Here is a 20,761-nt window from a genome sequence, read left to right as displayed (position 1 = left end):
CCGCCGCGCGGTCCGGCGGCAGCGTCAGCGGCGGGAGCGTGAACGGCGTCAGCGTCAACGGTGGGTGCCGCAGCCGGGGCAGAAGACCGCGCCCGGCGGCAGCTCGGCGCGGCAGGAGCCGCAGCTGTCCGGAGCGGCCAGCCGGTGCCCGCAGGAGGGGCAGAACCGGGCCCCGTGCGTCTCGGCCCGGCACTGCGGGCACACCAGCTGCTGCGGCTGCTCCACCTCCGCCGCGGCGCCGCGGGCCTCGCCCGCCTCGTACGCCCGGTGCGAGGCCATGTCGTTCAGCCCGCGCTGCCGGGCGGCGGCGACCTCGGCGGCGGTGTCCGGCGCGCAGTTCAGGCAGAGCCCCTGGGCCGGGTTCCAGCAGCTCCCGCAGACGTGCGTGGCGCACCGGGCGCACCGGTTGAAGTGCCCGGCGGCCTCGTCGATCGCCTTCTGGAAGGCGGCGTCCCTGGCCGGGCCCCAGTGCGCGCCGACCATGCCGCTGATGGCGCTGCTGGCCTCGCTGGTGCTGCGGCCCAGCGCGCCCCAGGCCATCCCGGCGGTCTTGTCCAGCCAGCCCGCCACCCGGCCCCGGCGTACGGCTGGAAGGCCGAGCGCCAGGTGTCCCGGCACCGCTGGCAGGAGAACTCGAACTGGAAGCCCGCGCCGGTGCCGTGCTGCTCGCACATGTCGCGGTAGTTGTTGCTGAAGTAGATCTCGCTGCTGCTCACGTGCCACTGCCCCCGGGTCGTCCCGTGCCGTACGTCGTCCGTGCGCGCGTGTTCGCGCATCCGCCCGCGCACAGCGTGCCACAGCGCGGCAGCGCTGGCGACGGGCCGCCGGACGATCCGTTCCGAACCGTTATGACCGGGCCCGGGGGCCGTGGGGAACGGGTTACCGGGCGCGGCGGCCGTAGCCCGGAGCGGCCAGTGCGACCAGCACGGCGGCGACGCCGATCTGCAGCAGGTGCCGGATCCAGTCGATGCCGCTGGTGTGTCGCACCCCCAGATAGTTGGACAGGACGTTGCCCAGGATGGCTCCGGCGATGCCGATCAGAATGGTCAGCCAGAGCGGACAGGGGTTCCGGCCGGGGGCGACGAGCTTGCCCAGCAGGCCGATGACGAGGCCCTCGATGACGAGCCAGACGATCCAGAGCATGGTGCCTCCTCGGACATGCATGCGGGACGGGCATGCGGTGACGATCCCTCAGCAGGCGTGTGCCCCGAGCGGTGCGCCCCACTCGGACGGGTTCCGGACGAACCGCGGCCCGGCGGCCGGAGTGCCGGGGCGGAACCCGGGTACACGCGCCGGGGGCGACGTCCCGCACGGCCGAGGGGCCGCAGGTCCGGGCAGGGGGAGGCAACGATGGCAGCAGCGCCGAAGACAGCGGAGGACCCCGGAGCGGGCCCGGACGGGACGGGCGCCCAGGGCCCGTACCGGACCAGACGGCAGGGGGTGGGGGCGGCCCTGGTCCGGGCGCTGGCCTTCACCTTCGCCCTGCTCTGCCTGGCGACCTGCGCGGCCGTGGTCCTGGAGCTCACCCTGGCGCCCTCGCCCGCCTCGGTGGGCATCGCCCACACCAACCTGCGCCCGGGCGCCACCATCCGGCTCTACCTGGACCAGCCGTCGGTCCGCGAGGCGGTCGAGCAGATCGGCGGCAACATCCTCATCGGCGTCCCGTTCGGGCTGCTGCTGCCGGTGCTCACCCCCCGACTGCGCGGCCTGCTGCGGGTGGTGGCCGTCACCAGCGCGGTGATCCTGCTGGTCGAGCTGGCCCAGCACTTCTTCGTGGAGGGCCGCTCCTTCGACGTGGACGACATCATCCTGGCCGCGTTCGGCGCGGCCGTTGGCTACCTGCCGCTGGGCCGGCTGCTGGCCCGCTGGGCGCACCCCCGGCACCGGCACTGGTGGCAGCGCGCGGGCGACACCCTGCTGCGCCGCCGCCCGGCTGCCTAGACCGACTCTGCGGCAGGCGGCCGAACGCACCGGCCGTGACCCGGACATCATCCGCCAGGAGTTCCACCAGCGCCCGCCCGCCCCGATCGGCCGCCCCGGACGTCCCGAGGAGGCGGCGGAGCTGATCGTCTTCCCCGCCTCCTACCTCACCGGCATCAACGCCTCAGTCGACGGAGGCATGCGCCCCACCATCTGAACCTCGTTCGCCGCCCGGCATCCGCGCGGCGCCCCGGTGCGGTGCCCCGTCGACGCCGGTGTGGGCCCGCCCTCGGCACCCTCTGCCGCCGGAGCGCCGACCACTCGCGTGCTCACGTGCTCGCGGTCGGCGTGGCCGCAGGCGTCCAAAGCCGTGGTACCGGCTCCGTCCGGGCTATCGTGAATCGTGCCCAACGCAGACCCCTGTCCGGCCGCCTACGCGCGGGATCCTCGCGTCGACGCGTACCTCGACGCCTTGCCGCCGTGGCAGCAGCGTGTCTGCCGCGAGGTCCGGGACCTGGTGCATGCCGCGGATCCGCATGTCGAGGAGACGGTGAAGCGGGGGGTCCGGCCGTACTTCACCCTCGACGGGAACATCTGCGCGCTGCTGGCCGCCAAGGACCATGTGAACGTCTTCCTCTACGACGGCGCGATCGTGCCTGATCCGGACGGCATCATCACCGGGGGCCACGACAACGTCACTGCCCGCACGATCGCCGTCTACGAGGGCGAGCCCGTGCCGGCCGCACCGCTGCTGGCCATGTTCCGCCGGATCATCGCCGACAACCGGGCCGGCGGGTGGCGGAAGCTCAAACGCGAGGGCCTCGACTGAGGCCACCTCGGCCGGCCTGGGCTCGGCCGGACGGAGCCCGGAAGAAGCCGGACGGCGATGTCGAGAACCCGGGACCGGCTCCGTCCCCGGGGTGAACGCGACCACCCGGGGTCGCACCCAGCACCGAGGAGAACCACGATGGCCAAGTATCTGCTGCTCAAGCACTACCGCGGCGCCCCGGAAGCAGTGAACTGCGCGCCGATGGACCAGTGGACGCCGCAGGAGATCTCCGCGCACATCCAGTACATGAACGACTTCGCAGCCCGGCTGGAGCAGACCGGCGAGTTCGTCGACGGTCAGGCGCTCGCCCCCGAGGGGGTGTGGGTGCGGTACGACGGCGAGGGGCGTCCGCCGGTCACCGACGGACCGTTCGCGGAGACCAAGGACCTCATCGCGGGGTGGATGGTGATCGACGTCGACAGCTACGACCGCGCCGTCGAGCTGGCCGGGGAGCTGTCGGCCGCCCCCGGTGCGGACGGGAAGCCGATCCACGAATGGCTGGAGCTGCGCCCGTTCCTGGGCGCGGCACCGAGCGTCACCGAGTGACGTCACCGATGGACGAGGTCCTGCTCCGCAGCCTCACCCCGAGCGTGCTCACCGTCCTCGTCCGCCGCGGAGCCGACTTCGCGGCGGCCGAGGACGCCGTGCAGGACGCCCTGGTCGAGGCGGTCCGGGTCTGGCCGCACGACCCGCCGCGGGACGCCAAGGGCTGGCTGGTCACCGTGGCCTGGCGCAAGTTCCTGGACGCGGCCCGCTCGGACACCGCCCGGCGCAGGCGGGAGGACCGGGTCCAGGACGAGCCGGTGCCCGGCCCGGCGCCCACGGCCGACGACACGCTCCGGCTCTACTTCCTGTGCACCCACCCGTCACTGACCCCGGCCTCGGCGGTCGCGCTCACGCTGCGCGCCGTCGGCGGGCTGACCACCCGCCAGATCGCCCGGGCCTACCTGGTGCCCGAGGCGACCATGGCGCAGCGCATCAGCCGGGCCAAACGCACCGTGGCCGGCGTGCGCCTCGACCGGCCCGGCGACGTCGCCACCGTGCTGCGTGTCCTCTACCTGGTCTTCAACGAGGGCTACTCCGGCGACGTCGACCTCGCCGCCGAGGCCATCCGGCTGACCCGGCAGCTCGTCACCGTCATCGACCATCCCGAGGTGGCGGGGCTGCTCGCCCTCATGCTGCTGCACCACGCGCGCCGCGCCGCCCGGACCGCGCCCGACGGCAGCCTTGTCGCGCTCGCCGAGCAGGACCGCGGCCGCTGGGACACCGCACTGATCGCCGAAGGCGTCGGAATCCTGCAAGCGGCCCTGGCCCGCGACCGGCTGGGTGAGTTCCAGGCCCAGGCCGCCATCGCCGCCCTGCACGCCGACGCGCCCCGCGCCGAGGAGACCGACTGGGTGCAGATCCTGGAGTGGTACGACGAGCTCGCGCGGCTGACCGACAGCCCGGTCGTCCGGCTCAACCGCGCGGTCGCCGTTGGGGAGGCGGACGGACCACGGGCCGGTCTGGCGGCGCTCGCGGCGCTGGACGACTCCCTGCCCCGCTATGCCGCGGTGGCGGCGTACCTCCACGAGCGCGACGGCGACCTGGCGACGGCGGCACGGCTGTACGCCGAGGCGGCCCGCAAGGCGCCCAACCTGGCCGAACGCGACCACCTGACCCGTCAGGCCGCCCGGCTCAACGCCCGCCGGTGAGCGGCCGGGGGAGGGGAGCGCCGGCGCAGGCCGCGGATCGGCGGGTGCGCACAACCGCTTCCGGCAGCGGCGGGACGCCGGCGTCTTCGGGGCCCGGCCGGAGGCGAAGCCGCCGATGGGGCCGCGGCCGCCGCTTCAAACCGGTTCGGTGGTCTTTGGCCTGATGTGTACGACGCCGCCGCAGGATCGTTGTGCCATACAATGAACCGTGGTTAGTGTCCTCACCATGGTTCCGCCGCACGGGACGCGGCGGCACCGCCGCTCCGCCACGGGCGGGGCGACGAACCGGAGAGGACACCGCCACTCATGTGCGGAATCACCGGATGGATCTCCTACGAGCAGAACCTCGACGGCGAGCGCGGGACCATCGCCGCCATGACCGAGACCATGGCCTGTCGCGGTCCGGACGCCTCCGGCCTGTGGCTGGACGGCCACGCCGCCCTGGGCCACCGCCGCCTCGCCGTCATCGACGTGGTCGGCGGCGCCCAGCCGATGTCCGTCGAGCGCGACGGCCGCACGGTGCTGGTCACCACCTACAGCGGCGAGATCTACAACTACCGCGAACTGCGCGCCGAACTACAGACGCTGGGGCACACCTTCCGCAGCAACAGCGACACCGAGGTCGCCCTGCACGCCTACCTCCAGTGGGGTGAGGACTTCACCCAACGGCTGAACGGCATGTACGCCTTCGCCCTGTGGGATCCCATCCGCCAGGAGTTACTGCTGGTGCGCGACCGCATGGGCATCAAACCGCTCTACTACTACCCCACCCGTGACGGCGTCCTGTTCGGCTCCGAGCCCAAGGCGATCCTGGCCCATCCCCGGGTGCGAGCGGTGGTCGACGCCGAGGGCCTGGCCGAGTTGCTGGCCTTCACCAAGACACCTGGCCACGCCGTCTACCGGGGCATGCACGAACTGCGCCCCGGGCACACCCTGCGGGTGCGCGAGTCGGGCATCACCGAGCGCCGCTACTGGGCGCTGGAGGCCCGCGAGCACACCGATGACCTGGACACCACCGTCGGCCACGTCCGCGCCCTGCTCGACGACATCGTGGACCGGCAGCTGATCGCGGACGTCCCCCTGTGCACGCTGCTCTCCGGCGGCCTGGACTCCTCGGTCATCACCGCGCTGGCCGCCAGGGCGCTGGCCGCAGGGGGCCGGGGACCGGTGCGGTCCTTCTCCGTCGACTTCGTCGGGCAGACCGAGAACTTCCAGGCGGACCACCTGCGGGCCACCCCGGACGGTCCCTACGCGCACGCCCTGGCCGAGCACGTGGCCAGCGACCACAGCGACATCATGCTCGACACCGGGCAGCTCATGGACCGGACCAACCGCGACGCGGTGCTGGCCGCCCGGGACCTGCCCTACGGCCTCGGCGACGGCGACACCTCGCTCTACCTCCTGTTCAAGGCCATCCGCGCGCACTCCACGGTGGCCCTGTCGGGCGAGTCGGCGGACGAGGTCTTCGGCGGCTACAGCTGGTTCCACGACGAGAAGGCCGTCAACGCCGGCACCTTTCCCTGGCTCGCCGCCGTCCGCAGGGGCTTCGCCGGGGATTCCAACGGCGCGGGCGAAGCCCTGCTCCGCCCCGACCTGCTCTCCAAGATCGACCTGCCCGGCTACCAGCAGGCCCGCTACCACGAGGCCCTGAGCCAGGTGCCCCGGCTCCCCGGGGAGAGCGGCAAGGAACGGCAGATGCGCGAGATCAGCCACCTCCACCTGACCCGCTTCGTGCAGTTCCTGCTCGACCGCAAGGACCGCGCCAGCATGGCCACCGGCCTGGAGGTCCGGGTACCGTTCTGCGACCACCGGCTGGTCGAGTACGTCTTCAACACCCCCTGGTCGATGAAGACCTTCGACGGCCGGGAGAAGTCGCTGCTGCGCGCGGCGGCCCGGGACGTGCTGCCCGACGTGGTGGCGGAGCGGGTGAAAAGCCCGTACCCCACGACCCAGGACCCCCGCTACGCGGAGGCGCTGCGCGGCGAGTTGAAGCAACTGCTGGCCGACCCCGACGCGCCCGTGCGCCCGCTGCTCGACCTGACCGCGGCCGCCGACGCCGTACGGCTGGCCGCTGGCCCGGAACTGCGGCAGAGCAGCGAGATCGTCCTTGCGTTGGACTCCTGGCTGCGCCGCTACCGGGTGACGCTGGAGTTCTGAGCCGCGGATCCGGCGCGGGCCCGCACCGACGGCAGGCGGCGAGTCAGCTGTCGTCGGTGCGGGCCCGGCGACGAGCCCCTCGCGCCGGCGATCGCACGCGATGCACTGCACGTTGGTGCAGGCCACGGAGTTGCACAGGAGGTCTGGAGCGTCCACGCGATCGTGTCGATCACCTCGCGGTGACCACGCCACTGCCCGCACCGCCGGGGCGTACGGTCCGGCAACAACGGCTGAACCCGCGCCCACTGCACATCAGATCACGGTACAACCGGACCGACGACCAGCCGATCCAAAAGAAACGGTCTGGGGCCGCGGCCCGGCGGGCGCTACGATCGCGCGGTCCGAGCGGGATCGCAGCAGGAGGCATCCGTATGAGCACACCGTCCAGCCCCCAGGTTTCCGAGATCGCCCGCGGAAGGCTCGACGGCTCGCGCGCCGGGCGGCCCTGCTTCACCTCCGACCTGTCGGTGAACGAGTTCGTCCTGGTCGGCCAGGCCGGGTTCGAGCCGCTCGGCATGGTCATGGGCACCAGCGTCTACCACGTGGGCGTACAGCCTGCGAACTGGAAGACCAGCCAGGAGCTGGGCATCCTCACCCAGGCCATGTACAACGTCCGCGAACTGGCGATGGGCCGGATGGAGGCCGAGGCCCTGCAGCTGGGCGCGGACGGGGTGGTCGGCGTGACGCTGCGGCCGATGAACTACCAGTTCCTCGGCGACGTCATGGAGTACATCGCCGTCGGCACCGCGGTGCGCGCCACCGACGGCCGCGGCTACCGCGCCCCGGACGGGCGGCCGTTCACCACCGACCTGTCCGGCCAGGACTTCTGGACCCTGTGGCAGCACGGCTGGCTGCCGCGCCGGCTGGTCCTCGGCAACTGCGTCTACCACGTGGCGCACCAGACCCTGCGGCAGTCGCTCTCCCAGGTCGGCCAGAACGCCGAGCTGCCGCTGTTCACCCAGGCCCTCTACGACGCCCGCGAGTTGGCGATGGCGCGGATGCAGTACGAGGGCCAGCAGCTGGGCGCGGACGGCATCGTCGGCACCCGGGTCGACGACTCCCGCTACTGGGGCGAGCACGCCGTCGAGTTCTTCGCCACCGGCACCGCCGTCAGCCGCATCCGCCCGGACGCGGCCCCGGTCCAGCCCAGCCTCACCATGCCCCTCGACCGCTGACCGACACCCCGGCCCGGCCACCCCGCCCGACCCCCGCTGTGCCCGTCCGCCGCGGGCTGCTGCCACCGCTGTAGCGGGGGTGTGCTGTGTACGCTGGCCCGGTCCGGCCGAGCCAGCGCGTGAGGAGCACCAGGTGACCGAGTCGAGCGGGGACAGGTCGGCCGTCGCCCCCGCGCGCCCCACGCTGCAGGAGGTCGCGGCGCTGGCCGGGGTGTCCCGGGCGACGGTGTCCCGGGTGGTCAACGGCGGCAGCGGGGTCCGGGCGGGCGTCCAGGCCAAGGTGCGGCAGGCCGTGGACGCGCTGGGGTACGTGCCCAACCCGGCGGCGCGGGCGCTGATGACCCGGCGGCACAACGCGGTGGCGGTGGTCATCGCCGAGCCGGAGAGCCGGGTGTTCTCCGACCCCTTCTTCGCCCGGCAGTTGCGCGGTATCAGCCGCGAACTGGCTTCGTCAGCCGTGCAGTTGGTGCTGCTGCTGGTGGCCGACACCGGCGACTACGCCCAGGTCGGCAGCTACCTCTCGGCGGGCCACGTGGACGGGGTGCTGATCTTCTCGCTGCACCGGGACGATCCGCTGCCCGCCCTGGTGGACCGGCTGGGCCTGGCCGCGGTCTACGGCGGACGGCCGGGCTGGGCGGACGCCGACAGCTCGGCCCTGTACGTCGACGCGGACAACATCGGCGGCGCCCGCACCGCCGTCCAGCATCTGCGGGAGCGCGGGCGGCGGCGGATCGCGGTGATCACCGGGCCGCTGGACCAGACCTCGGCGGTGGACCGGCTCCGGGGGTATCGGGAGGCGTTCCCCGAAGCCGATCCACGTCTGCTGGCCGAGAGCGACTTCACCGCCCCCGGCGGACGCCGGGCCATGCAGCACCTGCTGGCCCGCTGCCCGGATCTGGACGCGGTGTTCGTCTGCTCCGACCTGATGGCCGCGGGTGCGCTCGCCGCGCTGCGGGAGAGCGGCCGCAGCGTCCCCGAGGACGTCGCCGTGGTCGGCTTCGACGACCTGGAGGCGCCGGAGCTGTGGGGCGCCCCGGCGCTGTCGACGGTCCGTCAGGACATCGAGGGGATGGGCAGGTTGATGGCCAGACTGCTGCTCACCCGGCTGGAGCTGTCCTTCGCGGGGAGGGCGGAGGAGGCCGCGGCGATGCGTCCGGTGGTGACGCCGGCCCGGCTGGTGGTCCGAAGCTCCAGCTGAGCCGGCGTCCTGTCGACTGCCGGGCCTACCGCGCCGGGAAGTCGAAGTAGTGCAGGCTCACGTACGGCGGGTTCCCGCCTGCCTGGGAGGCGAACTCCAGGTAGACGTTGTGGGTGCCGCTGGTTTCGGCGATGTTCGCCGGGACGGTCTCCCAGGAGGACCAGCCGCCGGTGTTGCCCACGGCGAAGCTGCCGATCGGGGCGTTCGACGGGTTGTCGAGGACGACGTTCACCAGTCCGCTCACCCCGCCGGCCGCGCCGGAGGCCACTCTGGCGTCGAACTGGCTGGAGCCGCTGCCGAAGTTGACCCCTGAGTACTCCAGCCAGGAGCCGTTGTTCAACTGCGCGACCTGGTTGCCGTCCACCCCGGCGGGGTTGCTGTCACCGGAGGCCGCGGAGACCGAGACCGCGCCCTGCGAGGAGCTGTAGCAGTCGGCGGAGATGTCGGAGACGGCCGTGGTCGTGCAGCTGCTGCCGCCGCCGGAGCCACCGGTCGGGGTGGGCGTGGGCGTGGGAGTGGGCGTCGGGGTGGGGGTCGGCGTCGGCGTGGGGCTGCCGCCGCCGCCCGCGGCCGGCTTCTCGTACGCGGCGAACCAGTCGATGCTCATGCCGGCGCCCGAGGTGGTCGCCGCGCTCGGCGAGGAGCATCCGCAGATCGCGTTCGGATAGGCGCCGCCCACGGCCACGTTGAAGATGGCGAAGAAGCCGTGGTCGACGGCGGCCTGCCAGGTGGCGACCGGGACCTGGCTCTCGTTCACGGTGAACGTCAGTGCGCCGTCCAGGTAGTAGCGCAGCTGCTCGGCCGAGGTGTTGGTGCGGTCCAGGATCACCGAGTAGGTGTGGTAGCCGGTCTGGCAGCCGGCGCATGCCAGCAGCCCGCTGCTGATGCCGGTGGTCTCGTTGCAGGGGCCGCCCGGGTCCACCCCGCAGTGGAAGGTCGAGGAGTGCTCGCTGAGGGCGTTGACGTCCTCCATGATGTCCAGCTCGCCGATGCTGGGCCAGTTGGTGGCGCCGACCGGGCGGGCGGCCGCGCCCAGGGCCCAGAAGGCCGGCCAGTAGCCGAGGCCGTTGGCCGGGTCGGGCTGCTCGATGGAGGCGCTCAGCTCCAGCTCGCCGCCGGCGGGGGCGGCGAAGTCGGTGGCCTGCGTCTCCACCCGGCCCGAGGTCCAGTTGCCGTTGGCGTCCCGGATCGGCTTGATGACCAGGTGGCCGTTGCCGTCCTGGTAGACGTTGGCGGTGGAGTCGGTGACCGTCTCCACCTCGCCGGTGCCCCAGTTCCCGGCGCCGCCCGGGTAGCTGGTCCCGGTGTCGTAGAGCCAGTTGCTGGTGTCCAGGCCGGTGCCCGCGGCACCGTTGAAGTCGTCGCTGAAGGCGGTGGTCCACCCGCTGGGCGCGGGCGGAACGGTGGCCGAGGCCGGGCCGGCGCTGACGGACAGGCCGATGAGCCCCGCCAGTGGCAGGGCCAGTGCAGTGAGGAGAGCGAGCGTTCTACGAGGGCGCGGAGGGGTGGATCTGCGCATCTGTGGGGGCCTTTCACGGTTCGTGAAGTGAATCCAGTGACTGCAGGAGCAGAGTGCTGACGACACTTCAGAGAGGGCGCGTGCAGGTGCTGGGTGGTGCTTTTCTGCGATGCAACGGTTTGAGAGCGCTCTCAAACCGTTGCTATGAAGCCGTATTGGCCTGTTGAGCAGTGTGATGAGCGACGAATGGGTCGTCAAGAACCCATGCAGGCTTCAAGAGTTGAAGAAACGGCCGCGCCGGTGCCGAGGCCCGGCGGCCCCGCCCCCGACCTGCCCCGACCGGGTTGTGTCGAAGTCCATGACAAGAGGATTGACGGTGTGTCATGACGGCCACTACCGTTCCGCATCAAGTAAGGAAAGTTAACTAACGGAATGGAGGACTCGGATGGGATCGTCACGTCGCGGGCGGCACGGACGCCCGGGCAGGCGCGCGGACCACCGGGCGCTGCTGGCCCTGGCGGTGGGCACCGGACTGGTCGTCGCGGCGATGCCGCTCTCTTCCGCCGCAGCCGCGACCGCCGGGCAGCTGCGGGTGGACCAGGTCGGCTACGGCACCAACGACACCAAGATCGCCTACCTGATGGCCGGGGCCTCGGTCTCGGGGGAGAGCTACCAGGTGGTCGACTCCTCGGGGACGGCGGTGGCCTCCGGCACCGTCAGCACCAGCAGCCGGGGCTCGTGGAACTCGGCCTATCCGGACGTCTACCCGATCGACTTCTCGTCCGTGACCGCCTCCGGCACCTACCATCTCGTCACCAGCGGCAGCCTGGCGCTGACCTCGGACACCTTCCGGATCGAGGCGCCGTCCACGCTGTACGGCGGCCTGGTGACGGCGGGGGTGAACTTCTTCCAGAACCAGCGCGACGGCTCCGACGTGATCACCGGCGGCGCGCTCAACCGGCAGCCCTCCCACCTCAATGACGCCAAGGCGACTGTCTACAACACACCGACGTTCATCGCCGGAAGCGACGGCGACACCGGCGACCAGATCAAGGGCAACCTGTCGCCGCTCTCCGGCGCCGCGCCGGTCGACGTCGAGGGCGGCTGGTTCGACGCGGGGGACTACCTCAAGTTCACCTTCACCGCCTCCTACGCCGACGATCTGCTCTACTCGGCCGCCAACGCCCTCGGCGCCTCCGCTCCCGCGTCGCTGACGGCCGAGGCGCAGTACGGCAGCAGCTGGCTGAACAAGATGTACAACCCGAGCACCAAGACGCTCTACCTCCAGGTGGGCATCGGCGCGGGCAACGAGAGCAGCTACGGCGGGGACCACGACCTGTGGCGGCTGCCGCAGGCCGACGACTCGGACAGCGCGTCGTACGACAAGTACGCGGCCAGGAACCGTCCGGTGTTCGAAGCGGCCGCGCCCGGGGCGAAGATCGACCCGGACGTGGTGGGCCGGGTGGCCGCCGCCTTCGCCTTCGCCGCCCAGGCCGACGCCAGGTCCGGCGACACCAAGGACGCCGCCACCGAGCTGACCGACGCCACCACGCTGTACGCGCAGGCCGACACCAGCCCGGGCAGCACCCTGGAATCCGCGCTGCCCGAGGCGTACTACCCCGAGTCCATCTGGCACGACGCCATGGAGCTGGGCGCCACCGAGATCGCCCTGGCCCAGCAGGCGCTCGGGGACTCCTCCGCCGCCTACACCCCGTACCTGACCCAGGCGGCGACCTGGGCCTCGGACTACATCGCCAAGGACTCCGGCCAGGACACGCTCAACCTGTACGACGTCAGCGCCATCGCCCACGCCGACCTGATCACCGCGCTGAAGAACGCCGGAAACCCCTCCGGCCTGGCGGTCACCCCGGCCGCGCTGATCGCCGACCTCAAGGCGCAGGTCGCCTCCGGCGCGAGCACCGCCGCCTCCGACATCTTCCACGAGGGCGGCAACCAGACCGACTTCGACGTGGACTCGCACACCTTCGGCTTCATCTCCACCGAAGCCCTCTACCAGAAGGCCAGCGGGGACACCCAGTACGCGGCCTTCGCCGCCGAGCAGCGCGACTGGCTGCTCGGCGACAACGCCTGGGGCACCAGCTTCATGGTCGGCGAGGGCACCACCTTCCCCGACTGCATGGGCTCGCAGATCCCCAACATCCTGGGCAACAGCAGCGGCACCGGCCCGCTGGACGTCGGCGCGGTCGTCAACGGCCCCAACGGGACCGACAACTTCAGCGGCGGTCTGGGCGACCTCCAGGACGGCATGGTGAAGTGCGAGAACGACGCCTTCACCGCCTTCACCGGCCACGGCAGCGAGTACGTGGACGACGTCCGCTCCTGGCAGAGCAGTGAACCGGCGCTGGACATGAGCGGCAGCGCGGTGCTGGCCGGCGCCCTGCAGTCGGCGCTGTCCGGCGGCACGCCTGCGGGCGACGACTTCTCGCTGGCGGCCGCCCCGGCCGCGGGCACGGTCACCGCGGGCGGCAGCACCACCGCCACCGTCACCACCGCCGTCACCTCCGGCAGCGCCGAGGCGGTCGCCCTGACCGCCACCGGCCTGCCCGCCGGGGTCACCGCCGGTCTCACCCCCGCCGCCGTCACCTCCGGCGGCACCGCCGTCCTCACCCTGGACACCACCGGCGCCACCCCCGCCGGGACCTACCCGATCACCCTCACCGGCACCGCCGCCTCCGGCACCCGGACCACCGGCTACACCCTCACCGTCACCACCGGCGGGACCACCCCGGGCGGCAGGACCTACGACGCCTCCACCGCCGCCCTGGGCGGCAGCGCCGACGCCAACAGCTGCTCCGCCTGCGCCGACGGCCAGAAGGTCAGCAGCATCGGCGGCTCCGGCGCCGGAACGGTCACCTTCACCGGCATCACCGAACCCGCCACCGGCAGCTACACCATGACCGTCGCCTACCTCAGCGTCGGCAAGGCCCGGCCCGCCGTCGTCACCGTCAACGGCACCCCGCAGACCGTCACCTTCGCCGAGACCTCCGCCACCAGCTACAGCGTCATCGGGACCGCCACCGTCACCGTGAAACTCACCGCGGGCAGTGCCAACACCGTGGAGTTCTCCGGCAGCGGCACCGCCGGCGCGCCCGACCTGGACCACATCACCGTCTGACCCGCCGCCGCTCCCGTTGCACCACACCCGTACCGGCCCCGCCACCAGCACCACGGCGGGGCCGGTCGCGGCTGACGGGGACTCATCCATGGCGCGCGGCAGCGCAGTTGACGCAGATCCGTGCGCGGGCTGATCGGTGGGACGGCGGTGTCGGGGTTGCGGTCGACCGCCGTCCCGGCTCCGGCCCCCGTGATCACGGGCGGACCGGTGCGCCTTCGGCCTCCTCCACCGGTGCGATCGGCAGCGCCGGGAGTACGGCAGGCACGGGGGAATGGGGTTCAACCCCCGCTGTCCGCACGCTACCACCGGCTCCGGGGCGGACCCGGTCGAGTCTCAAAGAGCGGGCAGAGGGCTTGACTTGAAGACTACATGACATACAGAGTTCATCTGCGAACAGCCGACGGGACCGCTCCGGATCACCCTCCGTGGCTACGCTCTCGGCGTCTCGGCGGGCATCTGCGTCCGCCCTCTCCCCTCCCGTGGAGTCACCCCATGCGTCTGAGCTCTCGCACGCTCTGGCCGCTCGCCGCCACCGCCGCCGCCGCCGCACTCGGTGCTGCCGCCCTTGCGCCCCACGCCCACCAGGTCTCCCTCCCCGACTCGACCAAGCTCGCCGCGAGCACCGTTCCGACCCCCGCGCACGTGGTGGTCGTCATGGAGGAGAACCACTCCTACTCCGACATCATCGGCGACACCGCCGACGCCCCCTACATGAACTCCCTGGCCTCCCAGGGCGCCCTGCTGACCTCGTCGTTCGCGGTCACGCACCCCAGCGAGCCCAACTACATGGCGCTGTTCTCCGGCAGCACCGACGGCCTGACCGCCGACAGCTGCCCGGTCAGCGCCGGGAACACGGCCAACCTGGGCTCCGAGCTGCTCGCCGCCGGCTACACCTTCAAGGGCTACTCCGAGGGCCTGCCGAAGACCGGCTCCACCACCTGCACCTCGGGCAACTACGCCCGCAAGCACTCGCCGTGGATCAACTTCAGCAACGTCCCCACCTCGGACTCGCTGCCGTTCACCTCCTTCCCGTCCAGCTCCGACTACTCCAGCCTGCCGACGCTGTCGTTCGTGATCCCCAACCTCAACGACGACATGCACAACGGCACCATCAACCAGGCCGACACCTGGCTGAAGAACAACCTCTCCGCCTACGCGACCTGGGCCAAGGCCAACAACAGCCTGCTCATCGTCCAGTGGGACGAGGACGACTACACCGAGAACAACCAGATCCCGACCATCATCGTGGGCCAGTCGGTCGCCCCCGGCAGCTACGACCAGACCGTCAACCACTACAACCTGCTGGCCACCCTGGAGCAGATGTACGGCCTCAAGGCGGTCGGCTCCAGCGCGGGCCAGACCCCGATCACCGGCATCTGGAACTGACCGGAACCCCGAACCAGCGCCATGGTGAAGAGATTCCACGGCAGCCGACGGCTGTCGCTGCGCACGACGGCTGCGGTGGGTATCGCGGCCGTCGTGCTCGGCCTGCTCGGCGGCGCCTTCGCGTCGGACGCCGCCTCCGACCCGGCCGGGTCGGTGATCGTGGTCAGTGAGCGGGCCTGCGCGACCGGCGGCTCCGGCCCGGTGGCCGGCCGGCAGGTGCTGCGGCTGCGGGACGAGGCCCGCGACCCGCTCGAGCTGTACCTGATCCAACCGTCCGACAACGCGGTCTACGCCGAGCTGCAGAACTTCACCCCGGGCACCACCCGCACCCTGTCCACCACGCTCACCGCCGGACGTTACGCCTTCCGCTGCGTCTTCTCCGACGGCACGGTGCTCACCTCCGCCGCCCACACCGTCACCGGCACGGTCAGCGGCGCGGTGCCCGGCGTGCAGCCCATGCCCGACCTGGCGCTGGGCGCGCCGGTCGCCGCCTACCGCCGCTACGTCGAGCACGCCCTGCCGCTGCTGCTGGCCGACAGCCGCACCCTGGACGCCGACCTGGCCGCGGGCGACCTCGCCCGGGCCCGGACCGACTGGCTCACCGCGCACCTGGACTACGAGCGGCTGGGCGCGGCGTACAACACCTTCCAGGACTTCGACGGCCTGATCAACGGCACCGCCGACGGCCTGCCGCTGGGCACCGCCGACCCGTCCTGGACCGGCTTCTTCCGGATCGAGTTCGGCCTGTGGCACGGTCAGTCCGCCGCCGAACTGCGGCCGCTGACAGCCGGGTTGGTGAAGAACGTGCAGGGCCTGATCGCCGACTTCCCCAGCGAGGACACCGATCCGGGGGACCTGGCGCTGCGCAGCCACGAAATCCTGGAGAACGCCCTGGAGTTCCAGCTCTCCGGGGCCGACGACTACGGCAGCGGCACCACCCTGGCCACGGTCTACGCCAACACCCAGGGCACCCAGGCCGTCCTGGCGACCGTCACCGCGCTGATCACGCCGCGCGATCCGGCGCTGCTCGCCTCGATCGACCGCTGGACGGCCGCCGTCCAGCACGACCTGCTCGGCGCCCGCGCCGCCGACGGCCGCTGGACACCGGTGGCGCAGCTGCCCCGGGCGCAACGCCAGCGGCTCGACGGCGATCTCGGCGCACTGCTGGAACAGCTCTCCTCGGTACCCGACCTGCTCACCGGACGGACCTCGGCATGACCGACACCCCCGCAGCCGCCCCGGCCGGCCGCCCCGGCGACGCCCCCGGCGAGGGCTGCCCGCACCTGCACCGGCGCTCGTTCCTGCGCGGGGCCGCGCTGGGCGCGGCCGGGGCGGCGGTGCTGGGCGTCGGCGGGATCGCCGCCGACCGCGCCGCCGCCTCCGCCCCGGGCACGGGCGCGTCCGGCCGGCGGATCGCCTTCGAGGGCCCGCACCAGGCGGGCATCCTCACCCCGCAGCAGACGGCCGCCTCCTTCGTGTCCTTCGACGTCATCGCCCCCGACCGGGCCGCGCTGCGGGACCTCTTCCGCACCCTCACCGACCGGGTGCGCTTCCTCACCGCCGGGGGCACCCCGCCCGACGTCGGCGTGGCGTCCGTGCCCTCCGACAGCGAGACGCTGGGGCCGGTGGTGCCCAGCGACGGGCTGACCGTCACCGTGGGCGTGGGCGCCTCGCTGTTCGACGGCCGCTACGGCCTGGCCGCCCGCAAACCGGCCCGGCTGGCGCCGATGCCGGTCTTCCCCGACGACCACACCGTCGGCTCCACCGAGCTGCACGGCGATGTCTCCCTGCAGATCTGCGCCGACTCCCGCGACACGGTGATGCACGCCCTGCGCGACATCGCCAAGCACACCCGTCCGGGCATGCAGATCAACTGGAAGGCCGACGGCTTCCGCGCCGCCCCGCGCCCGGCCGGAACCCCGCGCAACCAGCTCGGCTTCAAGGACGGCATCGCCAACCCCGACACCGCCGACGCCGCCGTGGCCGACGCGCTGATCTGGGCCCGGGGCGGCCACGGCGGCGAACCGGCCTGGGCCGACGGCGGCTCCTACCAGGTGGTGCGGATCATCCGGATGCTGGTCGAGTTCTGGGACCGGGTCTCGCTGCACGAGCAGGAGACCATGCTCGGCCGCCGCCGCGACACCGGCGCGCCCCTGGACGGCACCTCGGAGAGCGACGTCCCCGACTACGCCGCCGACCCCGACGGCCTGCGCATCCCGCTCACCGCGCACATCCGGCTGGCCAACCCGCGCACCCGGGCCACCGCCGACCAGCAGATCCTGCGCCGGGGCTACACCTACGACCGGGGCGTCGACCTGGACGGCAACCTCGATGTCGGCCTGCTCTTCTGCTGCTACCAGCAGGACGTGGTACGCCAGTTCGAGACGGTGCAGGGCCGGCTGGCCGGCGAGCCGCTGGTGGACTACATCCAGCCCACCGGCGGCGGCTACTTCTTCGCGCTGCCCGGGGTGCGCGGCGCTGGCGACTACTTCGGCTCGGGGCTGCTGGCCTGACCGCCCGTCAGCGGCAACCGCGGGGGAGCGCCCTCTTACGCCGGGCGCGCGCGGCCAGCACACTCGTAGCGTGCTCTCGGCCCCGCGCTGCCCGGTCCCGGCGGAAGGACTCCCGCAATGCCCGAATCGACGCCCGTGACGACCGCCACCGACCCCGCCGGGACGCCCCCGGAACCGGGCCTGCGCCGGACGCTCAACGTGTGGCAGGCGGTGGGCCTGTCGATGGCACTGATGGCGCCCAGCATGGCCGTCAACATCAACCCGCAGGCCGCCGAGCCCAGCGTCGGCCGGGCCGTGCCGCTGGCGTTCCTGATCGCCGCCGTGGGCGTGCTGCTGGTGACCTGGGTCTTCGTCCGGCTGTGCCAGTACTTCCAGCACTCCGGCTCGGTCTACGCCTTCGTCGGCGCCACCCTGGGGCCGCGCACCGGCGTGGTCGCCGGGTGGGGGCTGATCGGCACCTACGTCTTCTACGGGGTCACCACCTCCTCGGTGGTCGGCATCTTCGGGATCTCCTTCCTGCAGCGCGTCGGCGCCTGGCCGCACCCGCCGACGGACGCGCCGTTCCTGCTCACCGCCGTGGTGCTGGTGCTGGCCTGCTGGCTGACGGTCGCCTCGGTCCGGCGCGGCACCAATGTGCTGCTGACCGTCGAGGGGGCGACGGTCGCACTGATCCTCACCGTGACCGCCGTGGTGCTGATCCGGCTGATCGTCGGCGACGCCCCGGCCGGGCACAGGTTCACCCTGTCGGTGTTCTCGGTCCCGGCCGGGACCGCGCCCTCCGCGGTGTTCCTCGGCATGGTCTTCGGCTTCCTGTCCTTCGCCGGGTTCGAGGCCGCCTCCACCCTCGGCGAGGAGTCGCTGAACCCGAACCGCGACATCCCCGGGCGATCCTGGGCACCACGGTCTTCGGCGGGGTCTTCTTCGTGGTGGTGACCGCCGTCGAGATGATGGGCTTCGGCACCGGCGCCGCCGGGGTGGGGGCCTTCGGCGGCTCCAGCTCCCTGGTCGGCGACCTGGGCGGGAGCTACCTCAGCCCGTGGGTCGGCAACCTGGTCACCCTCGGCGCCACCGTCAGCGCCTTCGGCTGCTGCCTGGCCTGCACCGTCGGCTCCGCCCGACTGCTGTTCGCCATGAGCAGGGACGGCTTCGGCGAGGGCGGCCTGGGCCGGGTCTCCGGGCGCGGCACGCCCGCCCGCGCGGCCGTGGTGATCAGCGTGACCATGGCCTTCATCCTCGGGCTGTGCATCGTCGCCTTCTCGGCCGTGCCGGAGTCCACCTTCGTCTGGGGCGGCACCATCGGGACGCTGATCCTGCTGGTGGCGTATGTGCTGACGACGACAGGGGCGATCCGGCTGATCTTCGTGCAGCGCCGGATGCCGGTGCCGATGTGGCAGCTGGCCATCCCGCTGGCGGGCCTGGCCCTGCTCGGCTACACCCTCTACCGCAACGTCATCCCCTACCCGTCGTCCGGTCCCGGGCACTGGTTCCCGATCGTGGCCGGGTGCTGGCTGCTGGCGGCCGTGGTCGCCGTCTTGGTCGCGCCCGGCGCGGCGGCGCGGCTCGGCGGCCGGCTGACCGCCTCCGAGGGCCTGCACCCCGCAGCGGCACCGGACAGCTGACCGCCCGCGCGCGCTGGTGGTGCCCGCGCGCGCTCGTGGTGCGCTACCGGGCTCCGCTGGTTAGGCTCCCGTGACGGCACAGCCCGCCGGGGCGGCGAAGCTCCGCGCGACAGCCAGTCCCGGGCCGCTCACGCACTGCGTCCGACCCTCCGTCGAACCCCCGCTGACCAGCACTTTCGTGGATCGGATGACAGGGTGAATTGCTGCCGAACTGGTCTAGACATTGATGTGTGGTCTCGCACACAATGGGGTAGCCGCCAAGGGAGCCACCACGTCGCCGACCCCCTGACCGCACGCGTCGGACGCCCCGGGAACGAGGGGCGTCCCTCCGCCGCACGGTCGGCGGCCCCCGAACCCGTCGCGCCGCAGACACCGGCAGCCGACCGGTCCCGTAGAACCATCCCCACGCACGCCGCCCGGCCCGCCCGGTCCGGCCGTGCAGGAGCTGCACATGATCAGCATTGATACCCCGCCCATCAGCACGGACGCCCACCGGTCGGCCCGGACCGCCACCCGGCAGGGCCCGGCGATGTGCGTCATGCCGACCACGCAGGAGTCCGTGCCCGCGCTGCGGCGCTTCGCCCGCGGGCTGGGTCGGCACTGGGAGATCCCCGACGTCGTCGACGAGGCGCTGTCGGTGGTGGTCAGCGAGCTGGTGACCAATGTGCTGCTGCACAGCGGCAGCCCCGATGTGGCCCTGCTGCTCACCCTCGACGGCGCCATCCTGACCGTGCAGGTCAGGGACACCGGCTGCTGGCGTCCGCGCTCCAGCCCGCGCCGCGTCCCCGAGGACGACGACGCCTGCTGCGGACGCGGCCTGCTGCTGGTCGAGGCGTACGCGACGCACTGGGCGGCGACGCTCGCCCCCGAGGGCACCCGGGTGCTCGCCCAGCTGACCCTGCCGGAGATCCCGGCCCCGCGCGCGGTCGCCGCCTGACCGCTGGAACCGGCCGCCCGGCCGGGCCCGGCCGCGCGAGCGGTCACGGGGACGGCGGCGAGGACGGCCCGGCGGTGCGCACGATCAGGCGGTGGATGGTCCGGCCCGAGGAAGCGCTGGTGACCTCCTCGTCGGCGAGGACGCTGTGCGGCCCGAGTCCCGCCCGGACCGTCCCGGCGTCGACGCCGGTGTACAGGCGGCCGTGGCCGTCGCGCCCGCCGTCGCCCGGGCTGACCCTCCAGGTGAGGTAGAGCGTCCCGCCGGGCACCAGGACCGAGGTGAGGCGCCGCAGCGCGGGGGCCAGCTCCTCCGGCGGCAGGTGCATGATGACGGTCTCGCACAGGACGTTCTGGAACGAGCCGTCGACCAGGCCCGCCAGCTGGGGCAGCACGGCGTGCTCGAAGGGGATGCCCGGGTGCCGCCGCCGGGCCTCGGCCAGCAGCGCGGGCGAGGCGTCGTAGCCGGTGGCGGCGAAGCCCGCGCCGGTGAGCCAGGCGGTGTCGCGGCCGGCGCCGCAGCCGATGTCGGCGGTCGGCCCGCTGCGGAAGTGGCGGCGCACCGCCTCACGCAGCTCACCGTCGACCGGCTGGGCGTGCCAGTCGTCCGCGTAGTCGGCGGCGTCGCGCTCGTAGGCGTCCAGGGTCCTGGGGTCCATGCTGCTCCCGCCCTTCCGGTGGCCGGCTCGGCGGCACCAGTTGTCTTGATGACGAGCTTCTTTATATCAAGACAACTGGCCGG

16 protein-coding genes and 1 pseudogene are annotated in these 20,761 nt (G+C 72.7%); 13 read left to right on the top strand and 4 right to left on the bottom strand.

The window, feature by feature from the left end; all coding sequences use genetic code 11:
* Positions 1-54 precede the first annotated feature (54 nt).
* Together GXW83_RS19865 and GXW83_RS19860 are read right to left on the bottom strand one after the other, a co-directional pair.
* Positions 55-618 (bottom strand): zinc ribbon domain-containing protein, encoded by a 564-nt coding sequence (locus GXW83_RS19865; RefSeq protein ID WP_225447117.1) that lies wholly within the window; start codon positions 616-618, stop codon positions 55-57.
* A 261-nt stretch (positions 619-879) separates the two neighbouring features.
* Positions 880-1,143 carry a GlsB/YeaQ/YmgE family stress response membrane protein gene (locus tag GXW83_RS19860; protein ID WP_182444368.1) on the bottom strand — a complete coding sequence of 88 codons (264 nt, stop codon included), beginning with the start codon at positions 1,141-1,143 and terminating at the stop codon, positions 880-882.
* A 207-nt stretch (positions 1,144-1,350) separates the two neighbouring features.
* Between GXW83_RS19860 and GXW83_RS19855 the strand changes: the two genes are divergently transcribed.
* The 7 genes from GXW83_RS19855 (at position 1,351) to GXW83_RS19825 (ending at position 8,973) form a co-directional block, all read left to right on the top strand.
* Positions 1,351-1,941, top strand: a complete 591-nt coding sequence (locus tag GXW83_RS19855; protein WP_182444367.1) for a VanZ family protein — start codon at positions 1,351-1,353, stop codon at positions 1,939-1,941.
* A 382-nt stretch (positions 1,942-2,323) separates the two neighbouring features.
* Entirely contained in the window at positions 2,324-2,749 is a 426-nt protein-coding gene (locus GXW83_RS19850) for a DUF1801 domain-containing protein (protein ID WP_182444366.1), read from the top strand.
* A 138-nt stretch (positions 2,750-2,887) separates the two neighbouring features.
* Positions 2,888-3,295, top strand: coding sequence for a YciI family protein (locus GXW83_RS19845; protein ID WP_182444365.1), 408 nt, complete (start codon positions 2,888-2,890; stop codon positions 3,293-3,295).
* An 8-nt stretch (positions 3,296-3,303) separates the two neighbouring features.
* A complete protein-coding gene (locus GXW83_RS19840) occupies positions 3,304-4,443 on the top strand; it encodes an RNA polymerase sigma factor (RefSeq protein WP_182447437.1) in 1,140 nt (379 codons plus the stop codon).
* Between the two features lie 306 nt (positions 4,444-4,749).
* On the top strand, positions 4,750-6,600 hold the full coding sequence (asnB, locus tag GXW83_RS19835) for an asparagine synthase (glutamine-hydrolyzing) (protein WP_182444364.1): 1,851 nt from the start codon (positions 4,750-4,752) through the stop codon (positions 6,598-6,600).
* Positions 6,601-6,971: 371 nt separating this feature from the next.
* Positions 6,972-7,775, top strand: coding sequence for a heavy metal-binding domain-containing protein (locus tag GXW83_RS19830; protein WP_182444363.1), 804 nt, complete (start codon positions 6,972-6,974; stop codon positions 7,773-7,775).
* Between the two features lie 133 nt (positions 7,776-7,908).
* Positions 7,909-8,973, top strand: coding sequence for a LacI family DNA-binding transcriptional regulator (locus GXW83_RS19825; protein WP_182444362.1), 1,065 nt, complete (start codon positions 7,909-7,911; stop codon positions 8,971-8,973).
* Positions 8,974-8,998: 25 nt separating this feature from the next.
* Here the strand turns inward: GXW83_RS19825 and GXW83_RS19820 are convergent, their stop codons facing one another.
* Positions 8,999-10,492, bottom strand: coding sequence for a carbohydrate-binding protein (locus tag GXW83_RS19820; protein WP_182444361.1), 1,494 nt, complete (start codon positions 10,490-10,492; stop codon positions 8,999-9,001).
* Between the two features lie 385 nt (positions 10,493-10,877).
* On the opposite strand from GXW83_RS19820, the gene GXW83_RS19815 reads away from it, so the two are divergent.
* From GXW83_RS19815 to GXW83_RS19790, 6 genes and pseudogenes are all read left to right on the top strand, one after another.
* Complete coding sequence (locus GXW83_RS19815) at positions 10,878-13,568, top strand: glycoside hydrolase family 9 protein (RefSeq protein ID WP_304940965.1); 2,691 nt, start codon at positions 10,878-10,880, stop codon at positions 13,566-13,568.
* Between the two features lie 492 nt (positions 13,569-14,060).
* Positions 14,061-14,954, top strand: a complete 894-nt coding sequence (locus tag GXW83_RS19810; protein WP_182444360.1) for an alkaline phosphatase family protein — start codon at positions 14,061-14,063, stop codon at positions 14,952-14,954.
* Between the two features lie 21 nt (positions 14,955-14,975).
* Entirely contained in the window at positions 14,976-16,172 is a 1,197-nt protein-coding gene (locus GXW83_RS19805; RefSeq protein WP_182444359.1) for an EfeM/EfeO family lipoprotein, read from the top strand.
* Positions 16,169-17,467 (top strand): iron uptake transporter deferrochelatase/peroxidase subunit, encoded by a 1,299-nt coding sequence (gene efeB, locus GXW83_RS19800; RefSeq protein WP_182444358.1) that lies wholly within the window; start codon positions 16,169-16,171, stop codon positions 17,465-17,467. The genes GXW83_RS19805 and efeB overlap by 4 nt, the downstream gene beginning before the upstream one ends.
* A gap of 117 nt (positions 17,468-17,584) precedes the next feature.
* Positions 17,585-19,086: pseudogene (locus tag GXW83_RS35385) on the top strand (APC family permease).
* A gap of 451 nt (positions 19,087-19,537) precedes the next feature.
* The gene (locus tag GXW83_RS19790) at positions 19,538-20,023 is read left to right on the top strand and encodes an ATP-binding protein (RefSeq protein ID WP_182444357.1); all 486 of its coding nucleotides are present in this window, start codon (positions 19,538-19,540) and stop codon (positions 20,021-20,023) included.
* 43 nt (positions 20,024-20,066) lie between these two features.
* Here GXW83_RS19790 and GXW83_RS19785 read toward each other — a convergent pair whose 3' ends face one another.
* Complete coding sequence (locus GXW83_RS19785) at positions 20,067-20,678, bottom strand: bifunctional 2-polyprenyl-6-hydroxyphenol methylase/3-demethylubiquinol 3-O-methyltransferase UbiG (protein WP_182444356.1); 612 nt, start codon at positions 20,676-20,678, stop codon at positions 20,067-20,069.
* Positions 20,679-20,761: the final 83 nt, after the last annotated feature.

The sequence above is a fragment of the Streptacidiphilus sp. PB12-B1b genome (assembly GCF_014084125.1).
In the GTDB taxonomy this organism is placed as follows: Bacteria; Actinomycetota; Actinomycetes; order Streptomycetales; family Streptomycetaceae; genus Streptacidiphilus.
The sequence above is the reverse complement of the archived record's forward strand: the minus strand, read 5'-3'. Positions and strand labels throughout refer to the sequence as shown.

Coding starts and splice junctions, on each gene's coding strand:
- GXW83_RS19860 (WP_182444368.1), bottom strand. CDS start 1,143: ATGCTCTGGATCGTCTGGCTCGTCATCGAGGGCCTCGTCATCGGCCTG.
- GXW83_RS19855 (WP_182444367.1), top strand. CDS start 1,351: ATGGCAGCAGCGCCGAAGACAGCGGAGGACCCCGGAGCGGGCCCGGAC.
- GXW83_RS19845 (WP_182444365.1), top strand. CDS start 2,888: ATGGCCAAGTATCTGCTGCTCAAGCACTACCGCGGCGCCCCGGAAGCA.
- GXW83_RS19840 (WP_182447437.1), top strand. CDS start 3,304: ATGGACGAGGTCCTGCTCCGCAGCCTCACCCCGAGCGTGCTCACCGTC.
- asnB (WP_182444364.1), top strand. CDS start 4,750: ATGTGCGGAATCACCGGATGGATCTCCTACGAGCAGAACCTCGACGGC.
- GXW83_RS19830 (WP_182444363.1), top strand. CDS start 6,972: ATGAGCACACCGTCCAGCCCCCAGGTTTCCGAGATCGCCCGCGGAAGG.
- GXW83_RS19820 (WP_182444361.1), bottom strand. CDS start 10,492: ATGCGCAGATCCACCCCTCCGCGCCCTCGTAGAACGCTCGCTCTCCTC.
- GXW83_RS19815 (WP_304940965.1), top strand. CDS start 10,878: ATGGGATCGTCACGTCGCGGGCGGCACGGACGCCCGGGCAGGCGCGCG.
- GXW83_RS19810 (WP_182444360.1), top strand. CDS start 14,061: ATGCGTCTGAGCTCTCGCACGCTCTGGCCGCTCGCCGCCACCGCCGCC.
- GXW83_RS19805 (WP_182444359.1), top strand. CDS start 14,976: ATGGTGAAGAGATTCCACGGCAGCCGACGGCTGTCGCTGCGCACGACG.
- efeB (WP_182444358.1), top strand. CDS start 16,169: ATGACCGACACCCCCGCAGCCGCCCCGGCCGGCCGCCCCGGCGACGCC.
- GXW83_RS19790 (WP_182444357.1), top strand. CDS start 19,538: ATGATCAGCATTGATACCCCGCCCATCAGCACGGACGCCCACCGGTCG.
- GXW83_RS19785 (WP_182444356.1), bottom strand. CDS start 20,678: ATGGACCCCAGGACCCTGGACGCCTACGAGCGCGACGCCGCCGACTAC.